The sequence below is a fragment of the Metabacillus sp. 22489 genome (assembly GCF_052044855.1).
GTDB lineage: Bacteria > Bacillota > Bacilli > Bacillales > Bacillaceae > Metabacillus > Metabacillus niabensis.
Map to the genome: position 1 here is coordinate 1 of NZ_JBQENT010000032.1, position 19,488 is coordinate 19,488.

The 19,488-nt window shown below is 32.8% G+C and carries 19 protein-coding genes, 2 pseudogenes and 1 other annotated feature; of the genes and pseudogenes, 2 read left to right on the plus strand and 19 right to left on the minus strand.

What is annotated here, in order from left to right; all coding sequences use genetic code 11:
* Positions 1–107 precede the first annotated feature (107 nt).
* The gene (locus ACTJJ9_RS17245) at positions 108–416 is read left to right on the plus strand and encodes a UPF0715 family protein (RefSeq protein ID WP_440768777.1); all 309 of its coding nucleotides are present in this window, start codon (positions 108–110) and stop codon (positions 414–416) included.
* A gap of 1,305 nt (positions 417–1,721) precedes the next feature.
* Here ACTJJ9_RS17245 and ACTJJ9_RS17250 read toward each other — a convergent pair.
* The 16 genes and pseudogenes from ACTJJ9_RS17250 to ACTJJ9_RS17325 form a co-directional block, all read right to left on the minus strand.
* Positions 1,722–2,078 carry a hypothetical protein gene (locus tag ACTJJ9_RS17250; RefSeq protein WP_145582136.1) on the minus strand — a complete coding sequence of 119 codons (357 nt, stop codon included), beginning with the start codon at positions 2,076–2,078 and terminating at the stop codon, positions 1,722–1,724.
* A gap of 739 nt (positions 2,079–2,817) precedes the next feature.
* The gene (locus ACTJJ9_RS17255; RefSeq protein WP_145582135.1) at positions 2,818–3,816 is read right to left on the minus strand and encodes a hypothetical protein; all 999 of its coding nucleotides are present in this window, start codon (positions 3,814–3,816) and stop codon (positions 2,818–2,820) included.
* Positions 3,817–3,944: 128 nt separating this feature from the next.
* The gene (locus ACTJJ9_RS17260; protein ID WP_145582134.1) at positions 3,945–4,739 is read right to left on the minus strand and encodes a phosphotransferase; all 795 of its coding nucleotides are present in this window, start codon (positions 4,737–4,739) and stop codon (positions 3,945–3,947) included.
* 242 nt (positions 4,740–4,981) lie between these two features.
* Positions 4,982–5,629: a hypothetical protein gene (locus ACTJJ9_RS17265; RefSeq protein ID WP_255451894.1), complete on the minus strand. Its 648-nt coding sequence runs from the start codon at positions 5,627–5,629 to the stop codon at positions 4,982–4,984.
* A 185-nt stretch (positions 5,630–5,814) separates the two neighbouring features.
* A pseudogene (locus ACTJJ9_RS17270) lies at positions 5,815–6,033 on the minus strand (TetR/AcrR family transcriptional regulator); the annotation flags it as partial.
* A 237-nt stretch (positions 6,034–6,270) separates the two neighbouring features.
* On the minus strand, positions 6,271–6,525 hold the full coding sequence (locus tag ACTJJ9_RS17275) for a CDI toxin immunity protein (RefSeq protein ID WP_440768783.1): 255 nt from the start codon (positions 6,523–6,525) through the stop codon (positions 6,271–6,273).
* Positions 6,486–6,662 carry a CDI toxin immunity protein gene (locus tag ACTJJ9_RS17280; protein ID WP_255451893.1) on the minus strand — a complete coding sequence of 59 codons (177 nt, stop codon included), beginning with the start codon at positions 6,660–6,662 and terminating at the stop codon, positions 6,486–6,488. The genes ACTJJ9_RS17275 and ACTJJ9_RS17280 overlap by 40 nt, the downstream gene beginning before the upstream one ends.
* 167 nt (positions 6,663–6,829) lie before the next feature.
* Positions 6,830–7,258, minus strand: coding sequence for an NUDIX domain-containing protein (locus ACTJJ9_RS17285; RefSeq protein WP_145582133.1), 429 nt, complete (start codon positions 7,256–7,258; stop codon positions 6,830–6,832).
* A gap of 140 nt (positions 7,259–7,398) precedes the next feature.
* Positions 7,399–7,959: a GNAT family N-acetyltransferase gene (locus tag ACTJJ9_RS17290; protein ID WP_095300184.1), complete on the minus strand. Its 561-nt coding sequence runs from the start codon at positions 7,957–7,959 to the stop codon at positions 7,399–7,401.
* Between the two features lie 181 nt (positions 7,960–8,140).
* Positions 8,141–8,396: pseudogene (locus ACTJJ9_RS17295) on the minus strand (GNAT family N-acetyltransferase); the annotation flags it as partial.
* A gap of 92 nt (positions 8,397–8,488) precedes the next feature.
* Positions 8,489–9,694 carry an MFS transporter gene (locus ACTJJ9_RS17300; RefSeq protein ID WP_145582132.1) on the minus strand — a complete coding sequence of 402 codons (1,206 nt, stop codon included), beginning with the start codon at positions 9,692–9,694 and terminating at the stop codon, positions 8,489–8,491.
* A gap of 48 nt (positions 9,695–9,742) precedes the next feature.
* Positions 9,743–10,228, minus strand: a complete 486-nt coding sequence (locus ACTJJ9_RS17305) for a MarR family transcriptional regulator (RefSeq protein WP_095300186.1) — start codon at positions 10,226–10,228, stop codon at positions 9,743–9,745.
* A 323-nt stretch (positions 10,229–10,551) separates the two neighbouring features.
* Entirely contained in the window at positions 10,552–12,120 is a 1,569-nt protein-coding gene (locus tag ACTJJ9_RS17310; RefSeq protein WP_440768778.1) for a 2-isopropylmalate synthase, read from the minus strand.
* Between the two features lie 53 nt (positions 12,121–12,173).
* Positions 12,174–12,417, minus strand: a binding site (T-box leader).
* Positions 12,418–12,564: 147 nt separating this feature from the next.
* Entirely contained in the window at positions 12,565–13,275 is a 711-nt protein-coding gene (locus ACTJJ9_RS17315; RefSeq protein WP_145582130.1) for an SDR family NAD(P)-dependent oxidoreductase, read from the minus strand.
* Between the two features lie 32 nt (positions 13,276–13,307).
* Positions 13,308–14,477 (minus strand): MFS transporter, encoded by a 1,170-nt coding sequence (locus tag ACTJJ9_RS17320; RefSeq protein ID WP_145582129.1) that lies wholly within the window; start codon positions 14,475–14,477, stop codon positions 13,308–13,310.
* Positions 14,478–14,599: 122 nt separating this feature from the next.
* Entirely contained in the window at positions 14,600–14,731 is a 132-nt protein-coding gene (locus ACTJJ9_RS17325; RefSeq protein WP_145582128.1) for an SDR family NAD(P)-dependent oxidoreductase, read from the minus strand.
* Between the two features lie 155 nt (positions 14,732–14,886).
* On the opposite strand from ACTJJ9_RS17325, the gene ACTJJ9_RS17330 reads away from it, so the two are divergent.
* Complete coding sequence (locus ACTJJ9_RS17330) at positions 14,887–15,783, plus strand: LysR family transcriptional regulator (protein WP_145582127.1); 897 nt, start codon at positions 14,887–14,889, stop codon at positions 15,781–15,783.
* 154 nt (positions 15,784–15,937) lie between these two features.
* Here ACTJJ9_RS17330 and ACTJJ9_RS17335 read toward each other — a convergent pair whose 3' ends face one another.
* From ACTJJ9_RS17335 to fbp, 3 genes are all read right to left on the minus strand, one after another.
* Entirely contained in the window at positions 15,938–16,534 is a 597-nt protein-coding gene (locus ACTJJ9_RS17335) for a hypothetical protein (RefSeq protein ID WP_145582126.1), read from the minus strand.
* A 122-nt stretch (positions 16,535–16,656) separates the two neighbouring features.
* The gene (locus ACTJJ9_RS17340) at positions 16,657–17,184 is read right to left on the minus strand and encodes a hypothetical protein (protein WP_145582125.1); all 528 of its coding nucleotides are present in this window, start codon (positions 17,182–17,184) and stop codon (positions 16,657–16,659) included.
* Between the two features lie 324 nt (positions 17,185–17,508).
* Positions 17,509–19,443, minus strand: a complete 1,935-nt coding sequence (fbp, locus tag ACTJJ9_RS17345; RefSeq protein ID WP_145582124.1) for a fructose-1,6-bisphosphatase — start codon at positions 19,441–19,443, stop codon at positions 17,509–17,511.
* Positions 19,444–19,488: the final 45 nt, after the last annotated feature.

The following is a 19,488-nucleotide window of genomic DNA, read 5'->3' on the forward strand; positions in this document are numbered from 1 at the left end:
ATGGCGGAAGTTATAGATTATCAAACGCTTTATCACGTGCAAGATAAATTAAAACGATTGGGTGGCAAAACTCTGCAAAATTTCTTGCGCAACTATGCACTTTTTTCTTGCAAAATACAATTCCTTTATATTGTGTAATTACTTACTCAATTTTTGCTATACCTGTACAAATTTTTCTGAATAGAAAGCCTAAAAAATTTAATTTAGTTTATCTTGTCTTTTATATTCTTTGTTCATTTGTAGCAATATTTATCATATTTACAGGGTTATTTAACGTATCCTCAATAGATTTGCTAAAAATGGAACGATATTATCAATTTAGTTTCTCATCAGCTCTTATTTTTTGGTTTTGGGACTCTATTTTTTTGCAAAGAAAAAGCGATAATTTTGGAAACTCATTCTCAAACCTCTCATAGATAAACCAATGTGTAGTCACCGTTTTGCCATCAAGTAATCCAGCTTGGGCATGTAGAAAAGAACCTGTGCAAACCAAATTCATTGAAATGATAAAAATGATGGAATTACAAGTAAACATATAATTCCTATTTAGTACAGTTAATAGATCTGGAAATACAAAATTATCAAACCCTCTTTTATGGAAAATTTATACATATATTTCACTTTAAATGCCAAGTCCTGTTGTTAATATTTATTAAACTATCCTTTGAATTTGGTTTAATAACAAAAAGCGATGCTTCTTTATTGAAGGATCGCTACTAGTTAGTTTAGCACAATGTTTCACAATCACACTTACTCAATTTAGATTAACTTGCAAACCTAGCCCTTCCAATAAATCAAAAAACTTCCTATGGCGGCTGGTTCTTTAACTCTTGCACCTGGAGTGTATTCTTTCAACTTGCTTAGTTGATAGTATATGGGTGTTAATAATAAATAAAAGTCATACAAATATAGAAAATATAAAATAATAAACTGATTGTGACTAAGCAAATTGAACAGATATTTAAAATTTGTAAAAATCCTACTTTCTTAATAAGAAGGTAGATTAGTAAGAATAGACCTAGAATCACCAATTGTACAATAACTGTTATATAGATATATGCTTGTAGGGACTCCCCACCTCCAATGTACATACCTAGACCTACTATTACAATGCTTCCTATGCCATATATCCCAACCATATTATTTAGTCTACTACTCTTAAAGTTTACTGTATGAATCGGAAAGAATGCTATTCCTAACACCGTGAAACTTATCAAAATATGAAGTAAAAAAACTAACACAATTAAATCCCCTATCTTCTCCTCTTAAACACATTAAACGATCAATATAGTTTAGCTGTTAGAAATTTTTTACCAGCTTTTTGGATTCCCTGTAACTTCCTAACATGCTCAACTGTTTTAAGGTTTTTTTAGAACTCTTCTACAATACCTTCCATATCTCTTAATATTAGTAACCACTTTTTTCGATTCAGTTACTCTCATTACTGTCTCTCCATTAGTAAGAAAAACCAATGCTCTACCTGCACCTACCCACATTAACCTTTACCCGCCCTTTTAGCCTCATAATCTGAAATAATTAGTGACATTAGAAAAATTAATTTCAACAACATCGTTAATTTGTTTCATTACTTTTTCTAATATATCACCTGGTAGATTATTTGTGAGTCAGTATTTTGCTACCGAAAAAAAATATATGTATTAAACAAAAATACCCTCCTAATAATATTTTTCTAGAAAGATACGTAAAATTTAGAATCATCCTTATAAGCTTCTAAGTATTTCATCTATTATCAAAAAAATAATCGAACATAACAATACTGGGATACCAAATTCCATATTTTTAAAAGCTAAAGGAACTAGACCAAAGCCAGTGTGAATAATCGAGGATAAAATAAGACGTGATTTCATAAATTTTACTGATATGTAATCTGAGAGTAACGAAACTGGAATACCATAAAAAAAGCAACCTATTAGGCTAAATAGAAATGCGGTTATCAAAATTGCGAGAGTACCTAAACCAAGATTGTGAAGTCCGTTAAAAAGACCTAATATAAAAAAAACTAAAGTGAAACTAAATGCTGTAAATATTGAAACTTTGAATTTTCGAAATAGCTTCATGATTAAAACCTCTTTATATTTTATTTACACATAAAATATACTAAATATGGAGTAATAAAGAAATGCACAATACTGTTAATCTTTCATCCTTTCTTATTTCTACCGCTAACTCAAGAATAAAGAATTGCCACAGCAATCCTCGTTCTCCAACTATTACAATCAGTAGTATATTGCTCTTTATCCTTTTAATTTCATATAATAACTTGAATTTGGATAGTTTATTCTTTGTAAATCAAATACAAAAATAAAACTTATCAGCTTGTTCGGTATTTGTATGTAGTACCAAAATTTTATAATATTTATTTGCCTCGTTAACTATTCTTTTAATTAAAAGGCTTCCTATTCCTTCTCCTATTCTCTTTCTGACAAATAATCAATTTGAGATGGCTTATTTGGTGTGTTTAATGAAGTAGGTTTACTTGTTGCTATTGGTGGATTTAATAAAGACCATTTTCAAATGAACTAGATATTGGTAGGCTGAGAAGATATTGAAAGTATTCTGGCCATTCATTAGATTATTTATATCCTTAACATCATATTTCCGGCTTTGTATCTTTCTAATTAGAAAATAGGTAACTTTATATCTATATCAAATAGTTAGAGTCTCTCCGCTAAATACTTTTACAATAGAGATGTTCATATTATCAATATTAGCTTACAAGAAAAAGCAATACTTCTCTATCAAAGTATTGCTATCATTGGTTTAACAAGGATACTTTTTTAAATGAATTTTTCCATTTCAAATTTCTTTATAAAAAGTCCTTAAATTGAGATCATTTTTGATAACATTAACCCCATTAGACATACCTCTCCTTCGATCATGCAAAACCATCATAATAATGATTCCCATCGTCACTCCCAAAATACTACTTAACTCTGATGTTAGTACATTTGCAAGCGGATGCTCAATAGCTGGTTGTGCATCAGGACGAGTGCTTGATAAACGATTAAAGAGATTATAAGAGAACAGCATTCCTGACGAGATCCATGCGGCTCCCATGGGAGGGAAGAACTTCTTTAACCCACGACGAGTAGTGGTTAGGATAAACAAACCCCATGCGCCTGCGAAGGCCCATACACTGGTGTTTAACGATAAAAGATGCCACCATAAATCACGGTTATCCAACATATCTGGATTGATGCCAATCGTTCCACCAACTCCCCAGAATAGCTTTATGCTTCCAAGCAATATACATCCAGCTGAGACAAGCCTCGCCAAAGTAATTGTCAGTTTCTGGCTGTTCCCTGAGATTAAATCAATGTCGATTCGATTTTCAAATGTCTCTGGCCACCGTCTTTTTACGTATCCAATTAAGGCGAAAGGTAAGCAGATTCCGACCCCAACAAGTGAAATCATGACAAAAAATTGTTCATATATCCAAACATTTGCCGCTCCTACCTGTTGATCACGCATCATAGCAGCAGGACCAAGGATAGGTGCCAGCAATAGCATTGGAATAAGCAAACCCGTGCCAACCCAGACAGGTAACACAATCAACCAGGCGGGTACTCGTTCACCCCATTTCATGCAAAACGCCAATGCTAACAGGATACCAACTGCGGCTAAAACCATTGTAACTGCATTTGCAGTACGCCAACTCGGATCTCCCATTTGTTCGCTCGGCAGGAAAAGCCCAAAAGTCCAGGCGATTTTAATTAATAGATACGGCAATACCGATATAGCAGCACCATACCCCCAAAATCTACGTTTCTCTATTAGCTTTTTTACTACTGTCATCTGGTCACCTCGGTCTCAGGATTATTTCTTTTTATAACTATGAATACTTTCCTTTAAGAATTATCATTTTTACACAAAAGGTGTTATCCCAAATCCGCTTACCATCTTCCTAAATTAACGATCCATCCTTAAATCCACTCTTTTCCATGCTCACGAATAAATGCTATATCCTTTTGATAATGTTCAAAATGTCCTTCATCTACCATTTTTTGAAAAGCAAGATCGCCTTCGTCGGCTTTTCTTTTCATATATTTACACAAACCTTCTAATCGAAGAATAACCATTTCCAAATAATCCTCTTCCATTCCCATACCGTATGATTCAAAAAACAATTTAACTCTTTGCTTTAGATGATCAGCATGGAGCATTGACTGATAGTGTACCGCTTCACCAGTTTCAGAATGATAAACTCTGCTAAGTGGAACGCATGTGTAAAGAGTATAGGCGATGTCCCAAAGTCTAGGACCAGGCGCTGCAACATCAAAATCAATAATGCCTACTGGTTTTTTGTTTCGAAAAATTATGTTGTAGATGGCAAAATCATTGTGGCATATAACCTCGGTTTTGTTTGGCGTCTGATCGATCGGTTTCCAATCATTTGTTACCGGAAAGTCACTAACAGCATCATGGTAAAGACGAAGCATTTTCGCGATTTCCATTAAGACATCATTAGACCACATGTAATTTTTTAAAGGGTAATTACCTGCTTCACCTTCAATAAATGATAAAATCTCTCTTCCCTTTTCATCAATCCCTAAAAATTTTGGTGCAAAACCGAATCCTTTCTTCTCCAAATGCTTTAATAGCTTATGAATGTTTGTACTGCCTGGCTTTAATTCCCGTCGGACAGTGTGTCCCGAACGATATACGTTTGAGACATTCCCACCTGTTAGCATTTCTTCCTTTTCATATTTTTTTCCCATATAAAATTCCCCCAATGTAGGGATGCCATGTTGATGTCAATAGAGATGTATTTTTGCCCATAATTAAAAGCAGATATACAAAGGTATCTGCTTGGCAATGGGAATTTCATTGTCCACTCCATGTATCCCTTGAATGATTTTAGATAGACAAATAAACGTATCCTTTACTAGTAAGGACGCTTATGCCTCTATCCAATTAATAATCAGTTCAAGGTATTCCACATATTGAAAAAGCAAATATATTAGGGAAGATTGTTTGTCTTTAAAGTACCTACCCAGACATCACCAACATTCATTTTATACAAAGTTTCTTCTCCGTAATTAGGTATATCAAGTTTTTCAGTTTTGTACGATTGATTGATAATATCCGTTACTTCCTCTTCTGTCCGAATCCCATATTGGATATCCTCTTTTAAATCCCCTAACTCATATATATCAGCTTCTATATGAGGTTCCCAGTTAAATAATTCTAACTTGTCCTTTAATGCAGCATATTTTTCAATCGGAAATTTCTTTTCTTGCTCATGCTTTTCAAACGTTTTATCGTAAAAATGAAGGCAGTCCTTATAAGCAACAACGATTTGGGAACTGATAAAATTAGTTTCATAAAGCCATATTTTTAAATAGAATTTTTTATTTTCACTTAGCATTTGTTCATACCAATTTAAGTACACATCAATCATCGCTTCTAAAAGAAGTCGATTATACCAGGTTGGAGGATTTATTCTATTCCACGAATAAAACGGATGGATCCAAAGCTTCGCATAATCTCTTTTGTACTCCCTTATCTGTTCCATATCCAAATTCATGACATTTTGCTTCCATACTTCTATTTTCCTTTTATGACGTTTCCATCCTCTAATTTTCTTCTTTTTTGAATAATAAATCACTGATACACTCCTTAAAAAGTTTTTCTTTAAGATTATAAGTCGTCGGTAAAAGAAATGATGACCTTCATACTTTGCAATCCAAAATTTCTTTATCTAACAAAGAAAATACAAAAGTACTAGGTTTTGTATTAGGCAATGACTTAAAGCAATCTGCAATCTTCTACCTTTACATTTAAAAATAAGAATCATTGCCCTCTGTACATAAAATAAATTTGATCAGAAATATAATCTGAACTATAATGAAGCCCTTTTCTGATCCACCACATGATAATGCCTACCAATGAGGCTGTTTTAATTTCAATCGTAACATATTCTACAGGTAATTCTTTTTCTGTATTCCTTCTTCTTCCTTCAAATTGATTAATAGTAAGTAGAGAAAGAATTAAAAATGTTTTAATTGAAAAAGTACAGAAACTACATTTAAAGTCTGCTCAATTCCTGATTAACCCACATCAAATCAAGCAATCTATAAATTGCCACTTTCACATCTCCCGTATGCATTGTAGAGAGTACTATATGCTCAGTTTTGATAATAGAACAATATAATATTGTATAGGTAATATTTCTATTTTTATAAAAAATGATTTCATAAAAAAGAAATACACCATTTAGTTACAAGGGTATTTCATTAATAGTTATAATTAAAAATTATTTAATCCTACAGTAATTTTCCCATCATGATAAAATTCTATTACGTAACCTTCTTCAATATTATACATAAAAGTGTCCGGAGCAACCGCTAAAACATCATCTAATACTTGAAGAGCATTTTGTAAATTAGTTTTCACACCCGGAATACCTGCATTATTCCAAAGAACGTCTAAAGATGATATTTTATTCTCATTAAACCAATTATTTAAATCATCAATCTCATTAATAATCTTTTTATTACATATTTATCCCAATCAATTCTGGCCCAAGAAGTAATAGGGAATTTTCCACTTAACTCTTCAAAATAACCATGAGTCTGTTTATCACTTAAAATTACAATATTACTTCCCAAAGCTTCTATACATTCTTCAATTAACGTCATAAATATATTTCACTTCCTATTTATTTAAACGTTTTAATCATGATTTAAATATAATTTCATTACCATTAAACGGTATATAGTATTTTCTAGCTTTGTCCTTTTTACCTTGAGAATAAACCTCTATGCAGTCAACTAGTCATCCTTAGTATATTCACCATATAATTTCACTACTCTTTATCCCCCAGAGCCTCTGCATGTTTTATACTTTCCTTTAAATAAAATGGTGAATTTGGATGGTCTATTATTTCGTTCGTAGTTAGCCATAAAATCTCTTCTACTTCATCAGGACTTTTCGGAAATGCCTCACCTGATTCATATTCACATAGAAAGACAATATCTACTACATTTTCAGCAGTATCAGAGACAAAGGATGTGCTATGTACATAATGTAGCTTGTCTTTAACCTTCACTTCAACTTCTTCTTGAATTTCACGTTTTATTGTCCGTTCTAATATATTTGAAGAGTTTCCTTCTATTTCTACCTTACCTCCGACAAGGGAAAGTGAACCACCAGCATGTTCCTCTTTTTTACTTCTTCTAATGATTAGCCATTTATCATCTTTCCTTATCGCACCTTCAACATTCACGATAAACATATTGAATCCCTCCCTTAGAGATCATTTATTTAATTTCTTCAAAGTTTACTATTTTCCTTCCAGTTCCTCTTTTTTCTATTCTTCCCTATCTAGTTAACATAACAAAATTATATTGCACTTCTTTTTAGGATTGATTTCATTTAAACATTTCCTTTCCTACTTAACCAATTTTCTCTAGTTAATATCATATTTAAAGAATCGATCCATTCTCCTTCAAATTCTAAGTCATTTTTATCTACGCTCTCTAAAACAAATCCAACCTTTTCATATACTTTCTTTGCTCTAGGATTAAAATCAAAAACACTTAAAGTAAGATGATTCAAATTCGTATTATGAAATACATAATCAATTATGAGTTGAGTAGCCTCGGTTCCTAACCCACGATTTCTCCCCCTTGGCCCAATAAGTATCCGAAAGTTCATACTATGTTTTTCTTCATTATATAAATTTACTACTGCCTCACCGACGAATAAATTTAAGGATTTGTCAACAATTGCAAGGTCCAAACGATCTTGTTGCTCATTTCTTGTATTGTACCAATGGATAACTGATTCTCTATCGAAATTAGAAGTACTACCGGTGAGTTTTAAAACAACTGGATCTTTTAAACACTCTTCAATGTAAGGAAGATCGTCAGAATGAAATGGTCTAAGGATAACCTTCTCACCTATAATCTTTGGTTTTTTACTCAAATCTACCATTGAACACACTCCATAACTATGATTGATTACTTAATTGTTTACTATTAGAAAGTCTCATAAAAATTCACAGTAAAACACTAAGAATTAATAAATTCACTATAGATTATAAAACGAGGAATTTATATAGAAAAAATAATTAAGAAATAAACTTTCCCCTACAAAGGACAAGGTTTATCTTTACTCATAATAATGGGTTCGGTGAGTTGTAAAATACGTTCGAAAATGATGAATAAAAAATGTCACAAACACTTCTTTTTTTGTACCCCGAAAAAATAAAATGGTTTTTGGCAAAAATAAATGATTCTTTTTCTTTAGTAAAACCAATTTTCTCAGCTACTCGAATCGAAGGAAAAGCTATAACCCATACAACCTTTTGCTGCCCCAGAAGCAAATCCCTTTGACCAGTATTTTTTATTGATATGATAGACAATTTCTATTATTGAATACTAACTTAAACTCCTATTTAAGATGATATACGCTTGATACGAGATAGCTATCACCCTATTTTAGCAACAGTAAGTACTTTATTTCATAATGTCATGCGCTTATCAATTTTTGTTTTATAGACAAAAAAGTATGAAAAAGAACTTATGATCCCAAATAAAATACCGAATAGAGTAAACACTAACTCACTACTTATGGATTCTAATAATAAGCTTATTAAGATAGGCCCAGCAGCCATACCTGTATATCTTACAAAGTTAAACACTCCCATAGCACTTGCCCTATATTGTTCAAATTTATTCGTTATTATTGTTGCATAGGTAGGTGATAAAATTCCGATCCCAATTCCGTAGATTAATAAACTTAGAGACATAAGTAATAAAGAGTATGTATGTGTAATTCCAAACCCGATAATCCCTACAGTAATGATAATATTAGTCAAGGTAAATAATGTTATAAGCGAAATTCTCCATTGAACGAACTTAAATAATAAACTCCCTGCTACAAGACTTATAGTGATAGGCAAGTAAAGCCAACCAACAATTTTTATATGTAAATGATAATGGTCAGTAAGTAATATTGGGAGATAAACCAAGATTGAGAAGTATACTAAAAAGTTTAAAAAGCTTAAAGACAGTACTAAACTTCCCATTCCATCTTTAACAATGAAATGATAGAACTTAATGGCGTTACTCTTCTTTTTCTCTTGTATCTTTTGATCGGTAGGAAAAAATAAAGTATTGATAACTAGTAAGAGCACAGAGATACTGACTAATACCCAGAAGATACCATTATAATTATATTTATCACCTATTATCCCTCCTACTATTGGTGCTACTGCAGGAGCAATTGATAAGAGAGTTTGATATGTTCCCATGGCACTTCCTCGTGTATTTCCTTCAAATAAGTCTGTAATCGTCGCAGAAGCAATTAATGGAATAGCTGCTGTCCCAAATGCTTGTAATAAACGAAAAACAAAAAATAAAGTGAAGTTAGTAGTAACGGCACATCCAACACTAGCGATAACTGTAAGGATAAGACTAGGGATAAGAATAATGCGACTTCCTTTTATATCAAGGATTGTCCCAAAAATGATTTGCATAATCGCAGTGATAAAGATAAATAATGAAACCGTTAAATTCACCATCGTTGTTGTCACATGAAATGAATCTTTTATTAAAGGAATAATAGGCGAGTAAATGTTTTGATTCAATGAGGCAAAAAAAGCACTAATACAAACTATATACAAAACAAATACTGATTTTGAATTTTTATATTTTGTATATTCCATCTGAATCTCCTACCTTATAAATATATCGTTTGGAAAATAGTTTTTCAGTTATTCTTTTATTAGCTGATGAATCATTTTTTCAAGAAATTCTAATATAATTATTTGTTTGTCATTAGAAAAGGTACCTATCAAATCATAAAATTGTTCTTTCTTTTTGTTATGTATCTTTTCATGGAGCGCAAAAACTCTCTTCCCCTTAGCTGTAAGTTTAAAATAAATTTCTTTTTTATTATCTGCCAATTGAAACCTATTGATTAGCTCATCTTTCGTTAATTTCCGCGTAATTTTAGTGATATTAGCCTTTGATAAATTCATTTTCGAAGCAATCCCTATATTATTTATAGGTTCATTATGGCCGATACACTCGATTACATGGAGACTGCTCATATTACTAGGTAATAGTTCTAATTGATTTCGTTCCTGCTCGTCAAGATAATGAAGAAATGTTTGGGAGACTGAATCAGCTTTTTGTTCATTAAGATGTATTAATTGCAAATAACTTTCGTAAATCATCTGTTTTGTTAACTGAGGCATGTAAATCCCTTCCCTTTCAAAAACGTAATATATTGTTTACTAGTAAACAATATATTACACAATTTAATACTAATATGTCAAATATAGGTTTGAATCGAATCTTTATAAAAGACTATTATTCATTTTTAAAGGAAATAACTTTTCATAACATGTTATTACAATTAATGTTTACCAGTAAACAATATTAAATTGTTTATTTGTGTTAAAAGAGCTATGATTCAGGTTCTTTTTTTAAAATGATGACAAAAATAAAAAAATAGCCCTAAAAAAGCGGCTACTTGTAAAAACATTTATTCAAATTATGATAAGTCTTTCGTATTAAGTTACCTACTTGGCAGTAATTCGTTCACCACAATACTATTTATTGCATTGATATATGCCAATGCGCTAGCTTTCATAATATCCGTGTCTGTTGCTTTTGCTATATATTTTTCTCCTTTAAATTCAACTTGAATCTTCACTTTTCCTAATGCCTCTTTCCCTCTTGATATGCTGCTGATATTGTATTCGATCAATTTAATATCTAACCCGCTTATCTCTGTTATTGCCGTATACAAAGCATCAATTGGGCCGGAACCTACTGCACTATTTTTTACTATTTGGTCTGCTTTTTTCAATTTCACACTCGCCGATGGAAAGATTGGATTACTAATCACTTGTAAATCAACAAGTTCATAAAAGTTATCACTATAATAAGGTATATCTTCATTTTGGATATTATTCTTTGTATAATAACTCTCAACGATGACATATAAATCATGATTATATATTTCTTTTTTTACATCTGCTAATTCAAGGAAGTTATCAAATATTCCTTCAAACTGATCTGAGGTGAACTGGTTGAACCCTAATTTTTCGAGTGCATTTTTCACCGCATGACGACCTGAACGAGCGGTTAGTACAAGTTCCATATCATCAAGACCTACTTCAGTTGGGTTGATAATTTCATAAGCACTTCTTGATTTTAGTAAGCCATCCTGATGAATTCCTGATGAATGAGCAAATGCATTTTCTCCTGTGATTGCTTTATTCACTTGTACATCAAGCCCCATAAAATTGCTAACGAGCCTCGACGTATTCATAATTTCCTTTGTATTAATATTTGTATATGCCCCATAAATCGATGGACGTGTATTTATTGCCATCACAACCTCTTCTAATGCGGCATTACCTGCACGTTCACCGATTCCATTAATTGTACATTCAACTTTGTCGGCCCCATTTTTAATGGCAGCTAACGTATTTGCAGTTGCCATACCTAAATCATTATGACAATGGACGCTTAAAAGTACATGTTCATTTAAATTTTTCAAGCGCTCATTTATTTTTCGGATTAGTTCACCAAACTCTTCTGGCTCCGCATAGCCTACCGTATCAGGCACATTAATGATCGTTGCACCTGCATGAACGACAGCTTCAATTGTTGACCATAAATATTCAAAATCAGACCGTGATGCATCTTCTGTTGAATATTGGACATTTGGCAGTAATGTTTTAGCAAATTTAACAGCCTCAACACCTATATCTAATATTTGGCTTTTCGTTTTTCCGAATTTTTTCTCTACATGGATGTCCGACGTACCTAGGACAATATGGATTAATGGGTTTTTAGCATATTTTACACTATTATAAACTGCTTCAATATCAGATTTAACTGCTCTCGCTAATGCCGTAATCATAACATCGTCTGTATTCCCTACTTTCAAAGCAATCTCCTTTACAGCATTAAAATCACCAATTGAAGACGAAGGAAAGCCCGCTTCGATAACATCAACTTGTAGCTTCTTTAGTTGCTTTGCTACTTCTAATTTTTCATACATATTAAGCTTTGCCCCTGGAACTTGCTCACCATCTCGTAATGTCGTATCAAACACCCAAATTTTCCTTGTCATTGTTAAACCACTCCTTTGTTAAATAAAATATAAAAAAGCCTCGTCTCTACTAATTTAGAGACGAGGCTTTGCTCGCGGTACCACTCTAATTGATTAATCAACACATGATTAACCCACTCTTTTTCGGCAGCTATCACTACCTATCCTTATAACGGTAGAAAACCGATATCCCCTACTTAGTTAGATTCAGGGATTAGCTCTTGGATGAGTTCAAAGGAAACAACTACCGATTCTCACCAACCATCGGCTCTCTGACAAGTTTATTTACCTTCTACTATTTCCAATCATTGCCTTTAGTCATTAATTTATAAAATAATATATCGATTATCATTCATGCTGTCAATCTATTTTTTGACTTTTTCGAATTCTTCAACATACATAAAATTTATATGCACTAACACCTTATAAAAGAATATGAAGGAACACAATATTTATCACTTATCCTCACCATGGTATTTGTTTACCATCGCGAAAGAACGCTCCTGAAGGTCCTTCGCGTCCAATTGTCGCTAACCATATGATGGACTCAGCAGCTTCCCTTGGAGTTTTTGGAGCAGATGGCCCTCCCATATCAGTCCTTACCCATCCTGGATCAACTGCATTTATTTTAATATCACCATTGACTTCAGCAGCAACTAATCGTGTTAATCCATTTAGAGCAAATTTAGATAGCTTATAGGCACCTACTCCAGGGTAGGACAATTCACTATTCGCTCCATATTCTGAGGATATATTGATAATTCTCCCATAGCCTTGTTTTTCCATTAGGGGAATAAAGGAACGGATGACATCGTAAACTCCAAAGAAATTAGTTGCCATTGTGTTCTCAAGAATGATAGGGTCCATAGCCAAAAGCTTTTCTTTCTTATCTAAATAAACACCTGCATTATTAATCAATACGTCCAATCTTCCAAAATGCACATTTATTGTTGCCGCGGCTTGATGGATGCTTTCTTGATTAGTAACATCCATCTCGACAGACGAAACATCCAGATTTAATTCCTTTAGTTTTTCCGCAGCTTTTTTCCCCATTTCTAGATTACGGCTTGCCAAAATTACCTTAAAACCTTTCAAAGCCAATTGTTTCGCAAGCTCATTCCCAAGTCCTCGATTCCCGCCTGTTACAAGTGCAATTTGTTTATTATCTGATGACAATGTAACCCCTCCATTTTTGGTATGTTTTATCCTTATATAGAAAGCTGTTTTGAAGGACTATACATATAATTTCTTAGTGAAATCGTTATGAAACTTACGATCAATGAGAGAAATCCTACAAATACGACATATTGTGTACCTATTCCTGATATAAATAATCCGCCAATTGCTGTACCAATAGTTGTTCCTATATTGCAGGATGATAAAAATAATCCATTAGCAAAATCTGGTGCTTTTGGAGCTGAAGACATAATCCAATATTGATTGATATTTGCTCCTACCCCAGCTAAGATTCCCCATATGAAAGTAATGAAAAGCATCGGTGCAGAAAACGGACCAAATAGGAAAAATAGGACATAAATTGCTCCCAAAATAATAGGAAAAGTGACTACTGTCTTTACTGCATTCTTCGTAAGCAACCTCCCTGCCACAATGTTTCCAATCATATTAGCTCCCCCGAATACAATTAACATAATTGTAATTGCATTTGCAGACATCGTCGTAACAGTTTTCAGATACTCTGCAAAATAACTATAAACACCGAATATTGCCGAGTTAAGGAAAATAACCGCTATAATGGACTGCCATGTAATGATTTTTTTTAATACGGATAATTGTACACCATATGATAGTCTTTCCTTAACAGGCATTGACGGAACAATGAGTAATGTCGCAACGAATGCTATCGCATTTACAACAGCAAAGAATACCATTGCCATTTGTAAGGACGTTGTACTGGCTATAAAGCTTGCAATCGGGACACCAATAACCATCCCAGCTGATACGCCTATAAACACTTTTGAAACAGCTTTTGGTGCTTCTTCTTTACTAACTGAGTCAGCAGCTACTGAAAAAGCCAAAGAACAATATATTGGATGAAAAAGGGCTGGTATTACACGAGCTATTAATGCAACGGTAAAATTAGTTGTATAGATCGATATAATGTTTGCTAGAACGAAAGTACCAAGTACGAGTAACATCACCTTCTTCCGATTTATCCTTGAAAACAATAGAGGCATAGTTGGACCAGATACTGCTACAACAAGGGCAAAAAGACTGACGAGCAATCCTGCCTTTGAAACACTGACCTCAAAATGGTCAGCGAGGGAAGGCAGTATACCAATAACCCCCATTTCAGTATTAATAATTCCGAAAACACCGATTGTTAAAATAAATATAAGTAACTTGCTTTGTTTTGCCAATACATCTACCTCCAAATAAATCCTTTTATATAAATACAAAGAATTAAAAAATTGCCTCTAAAAGTGATTAGGCAATCTTAACTCATAATAGTTGTGTTTGTAGGTGATTCATTGTTTCCTATCTAATCCAACCATTTCGCGTGAGCCGCAATAACTAATTTTGCACCTTCTTCGGCCAGTTTTTTCGTTGTCGCCACACCAATTCCACTTGAGGCCCCCATCATGACAACAACTTTATGTTGAATAGTAATCATATTTAATCCTTCCTACCCCCTGTTGCTTTCACCTTATGTTCATTATTCTAGCTGTGCATTTCCTACATTCCAAATACTTATATCTTATATCTAGATATGCTTGAAAGGCATTTCTGAAACATATATACTAAAACATAATCAAGGAGGTGTGAGCGATGGAATTAAGAGTTTTACGATATTTCCTTACTGTTGCAAGAGAAGGAAGCATTACTGGAGCGGCAGATTTTTTGCATGTCACACAGCCTACCTTGTCAAGGCAACTAAAAGATCTTGAACAAGAGTTAGGGAAAAAACTTTTTATACGAAGAAGTCATAGCATTGTTCTCACAGAAGAAGGAATGCACCTGAGAAAAAGAGCTGAAGAAATCATTGAAATGGTTGATAAACTGGAAACAGAATTTCATTCCATGGAAGAGACAATAAGTGGTGATGTTTACATTGGTGGTGGGGAAACAGACGCCATGAAACAGATCGCACGAGTAGTAAAAAAGCTACAGTTAAACTATCCAAATATCCGATATCACCTTTACAGCGGAAATGAAGACGATGTAACGGAGCGACTTGACAAGGGGTTGCTTGACTTTGGGATATTAATTCAACCAGCTGATATATCAAAATACAATTATATCAATATCCCCGCAAAAGATGTTTGGGGCGTTGTGATGAGGAAAGACAGTCCACTTGCTCGCAAAAATACGATTCAAGCAACAGATTTATTAAATGTTCCCCTTATTTGTTCACGTCAAGTTATGAAACAGACATTTTCTAAAAATGAATTTGCCGATTGGTTTGGTGAGGATTTTGATAAATTAAACGTCGTCTCTACCTATAATCTTGCATATAATGCTGGCATTATGGTTGAAGAAGGCATTGGTTATGCCATTGTGCTAGATAAAATCGTAAATACGTCAAGTGATCGAAACCTTTGCTTTAGACCTCTAGATCCAAAACTTGAATCTGGCTTAAATCTTGTATGGAAGAAGCATCAGGTTTTTTCCTCTGCTGCTAATATGTTTTTAAATGAAATTCAAGGGGGATTTTTACGTTCTTGAATGGATGGATTGAAAAACTGTAAATATTTCATTTAAAATTTTTGTAGGAAGCCATCTTATAATAGTTAAGTCAAACTCCATGATAATTTTATAAAAAAGGAAATACGCTTACTGTTTTATAGTAAGCGTATTTCCTAATGAAACTGTTTAACTATTATTTCTTTTTTCTGTTTAATATTTTCATTAAAATATTAATCCCAAAGAGTGCAAGTATAGCTGAAAGTATCCATAAATAGATAGGATTTTGTCCTTCGCTCTCCATTTTCTGCTCTTTTTGTGGCATTGTTACCTCTCCAGAAATAATTTGATCCTTTTGCTTATAATAATTTTCAACTTCTTTCACAGCGTCATCTACAATTTTATCTAACTCTTGTTTAGTTAAATTTTCATTATGTACATCAGCAAAAATATCTAGATAATTACCATATACACTATCTTCACTATAAACAAAACTGTTGTTACTTGATTCTTTAAGATATTTTTCAATTTTCTCTTCATCTAAATTTTTATATTCTAGGTCAGTTGCATCAATAAAATATGTATTGGGACCAAATGTTGTTTCTTGATCACCAACCTTCTTTATTTCTATATAATCTAGATTTATTCTAGTACCTTCATCTACTTTAGTCCAACTTATTCCTGTTAATACTTTCCTTAATATGAAATTATCCTTAGCATTAATTTTATTTACATTAAGTGAAAAAAACAGAAAAAATATAAATGATAAAATAACTATCTTTCTAATAAACACAATAAAGGCACCTCTTGTATACTATTTTTCTAGATTATTATATTATTACATTTACTTGAAGTTTTAAATAATGTTAGAGAGAACTGGGAACAAATGGACTCATTAGAGAAAAAGATACTCTTTCAAATGCTTGTAATTTCTTCAAGTTCAAAACTTTCAATAACCTCAGTCTTAAACTCCCAATATTCTACTATGTCACATTGTGTTAATCTTATTTTCCCCTTAGAATGAATAACCTTTATAAAACCTGCAAGTGAATCTATCATTAAAAACAAAAATTCTTCTTCCTCTAATATCAGCTTTATACCAATATCACTTACAACTTCCCATTCATCGCTTGAACTTTTCCATGCCACTTTATTCCTTACTATTACAATATCCTTTATTTCTTTTTCAACAGTTCTTTTACTTATATTATTGTCAATGTTAGTTTGATCAATTTCCAAGACTATTTGTGGATATCCATCATCATCATCCTTCAGTGAAGGTTCATTTTTTAAAGTTAGATACAAGTCAGACGTTTCTAAAGTAATAGTAAAGGAAAATTCGCCTGGTTCTTCTCCATTTATTGTCTTCAATTTTTTACCCATTAATTGTTTTAACATATCCCAATGTTGATTTTGTATTGTATTTAATATATTGTATTTCATTTCTCTTCACCTTTCCTTTATCTTTCTAGTCAACAAAATGTATTTCCAATAATACTGAAGTAGCAATGCCCATTCGCTTTTTATATTTGAAAAGAACTGTAAATCAAAATTTAATAATACCTTTTTCCCAATCTTACTAATTTTCACTGCACTAATTATTATTTACTGCTAGGCAAGGAACAAAACTTAGTCCTGCAATTATTTATCTAACGTATTAGCATTCCAATTCTACAAGTAGAAACGAAAAAAACCGTTCAGTGCCCCAACACTAAACGGCTTTTCAACAGTCAGGCTTTCTTCAAGGCAATCAGCCTAGGAGATGCCTCACTTCATATACCGATATTCCATCAAGCTATTCAAAATCGAGATTTCCTTTAATAGTTCCTCGCCAACATTCGTTTCAAGTACCTTTTTCCGTTCTAGTTCCTTGTCTACTAATCTTTTAACTGATAAGACATCTGTTCCATTTTGGAGAACATCTTCTTTTGAATTAAAATGTTTATGTGCGACAAGCTGCATCCCGAAGGAGTTGTATAATAGCGTGTATCCAGCAATACCAGTTGTTGATTGATATGCTTTAGAAAAGCCTCCATCAATAACGATTAGCTTTCCATTTGCTTTAATTGGATTTTCTCCATTGATTTCTTTAACAGGTGTATGACCATTAATAATATGGCCTTGATCAGGATCTAGATCAAATTCTTCAAGGATTTGACGGCATGTTTCCTCTTTTTCACGTAAATAGTAGTATGGGTTTTTTATTTCCTTATGTGTTGCCTTATCTTTAATAAAATATCTCTCAAACGTAGTCATTGCTCTTTTTCCGAACAGTGAGGAATATTCCCCTGTCCATAAATACCAGACCATATCTGTTGCAAGGTCATCTGTTTTTTCAGGATGTGCAAATGAGTATCGTAAATACTGTTCAAAGACGTCAAGCAATTCACGACCTGCATAAGGTTTATCCTCAATGACCATTTTTTCCATATTCCCATCTTCATCTAATGGAATACAGCCATGCAGTAATAAATTTCCGTTATACTTCAAATAAAGACTGCCTTTCTTCATAAGGAAGTTCATATGTCTCGCAAGCTTTTCGGAATGTTGTACAGAAAATAACAGCTTGTCCATGACTTCTTCTTCTTCCGGTAACAGTTGGTCAGGCTTTTCTGGATTAATCGTTGCAAAGCAAGGGTTTTCGATTTCGTATGTTTTGCCTTGTATCGTAATTTCGTTTTTCTCGTAATCGATTTTTTCAAGCAATAGTCTTTCTGACATATTGAAGTTTGGACGTCTCTTAATGATCGGACTTTCAAGCTTAAATTGAATCATCGCAATTGCTTGATGGATTTTCGTTATTTGTAATTTTTCTTCATCAGATATTGTTTCATCTAGCTGAATCTTTGGTCTAAAGGAAGGATTGTCTTTATAATATTTCTCTGCCAAATTAAGCAATGGTCTTAGATTGATGCCATACACATCTTCTATAATGTCTAGGTTATTGTATCTCGCACAGATGCGAATGATATTAGCAAGACAAACCTTTGAACCAGCAAAAGCACCAATCCATAAGACATCATGATTCCCCCATTGAATATCAACTGAATGATAATTAATGAGAGCTTCCATTATTTTATCAGGCTCAGGTCCACGATCATAAATATCCCCGACGACATGAAGATGGTCAACAACTAATCTCTGTGTCGTATAGGCAAGACCAATAATGAGCTTATCTGCTTGTCCAAGTGAAATAATTTGTTGAACAATTTTTGAATAATAAGGCTCTTTAAAATTTGTGAATTCATCTGTTTTATATAAAAGCTCCTCAATAATATAAACAAATTGAGAAGGCAATGCTTTCCGCAATTTTGAACGTGTATACTTTGATGAAGCATAAGAAATCAGCTTAATCATTCGCTCAATGATGACTGTGTACCATTGATGTAATTCTTCTTCATTATCAAATTCATTTTTTATTAGCTTAATTTTTTCTTCTGGATAATAAACTAATGTTGCAAATTCTTTTATTTCCTTTTCCGTAAGAACTTTTTTATAAATGTCCTCAATTTTTTCTCTTACCTTTCCAGAACCGTTTCGTAGCACATGCTGGAAGGCTTGATATTCTCCGTGTAAATCACTTACAAAATGCTCTGTTCCCTTTGGTAAATTAAGAATTGCTTCTAGATTAATAATTTCAGTGACAACTTTTTCTTCAGAATCATACTTTTGAGCAAGTAAATCTAAGAATTTTGTGTTCAAAATGGTGAATCCCCTTTCAAACTTCAACATTATTTTATATCTATA

Excerpts from the sequence above, each read along its gene's own strand:
- ACTJJ9_RS17250 (WP_145582136.1), bottom strand. The coding sequence starts at position 2,078 with ATGAAGCTATTTCGAAAATTCAAAGTTTCAATATTTACAGCATTTAGT.
- ACTJJ9_RS17255 (WP_145582135.1), bottom strand. The coding sequence starts at position 3,816 with ATGACAGTAGTAAAAAAGCTAATAGAGAAACGTAGATTTTGGGGGTAT.
- ACTJJ9_RS17260 (WP_145582134.1), bottom strand. The coding sequence starts at position 4,739 with ATGGGAAAAAAATATGAAAAGGAAGAAATGCTAACAGGTGGGAATGTC.
- ACTJJ9_RS17280 (WP_255451893.1), bottom strand. The coding sequence starts at position 6,662 with ATGACGTTAATTGAAGAATGTATAGAAGCTTTGGGAAGTAATATTGTA.
- ACTJJ9_RS17285 (WP_145582133.1), bottom strand. The coding sequence starts at position 7,258 with ATGTTTATCGTGAATGTTGAAGGTGCGATAAGGAAAGATGATAAATGG.
- ACTJJ9_RS17290 (WP_095300184.1), bottom strand. The coding sequence starts at position 7,959 with ATGGTAGATTTGAGTAAAAAACCAAAGATTATAGGTGAGAAGGTTATC.
- ACTJJ9_RS17300 (WP_145582132.1), bottom strand. The coding sequence starts at position 9,694 with ATGGAATATACAAAATATAAAAATTCAAAATCAGTATTTGTTTTGTAT.
- ACTJJ9_RS17305 (WP_095300186.1), bottom strand. The coding sequence starts at position 10,228 with ATGCCTCAGTTAACAAAACAGATGATTTACGAAAGTTATTTGCAATTA.
- ACTJJ9_RS17310 (WP_440768778.1), bottom strand. The coding sequence starts at position 12,120 with ATGACAAGGAAAATTTGGGTGTTTGATACGACATTACGAGATGGTGAG.
- ACTJJ9_RS17325 (WP_145582128.1), bottom strand. The coding sequence starts at position 14,731 with ATGATTACTATTCAACATAAAGTTGTTGTCATGATGGGGGCCTCAAGT.
- ACTJJ9_RS17330 (WP_145582127.1), top strand. The coding sequence starts at position 14,887 with ATGGAATTAAGAGTTTTACGATATTTCCTTACTGTTGCAAGAGAAGGA.
- ACTJJ9_RS17340 (WP_145582125.1), bottom strand. The coding sequence starts at position 17,184 with ATGAAATACAATATATTAAATACAATACAAAATCAACATTGGGATATG.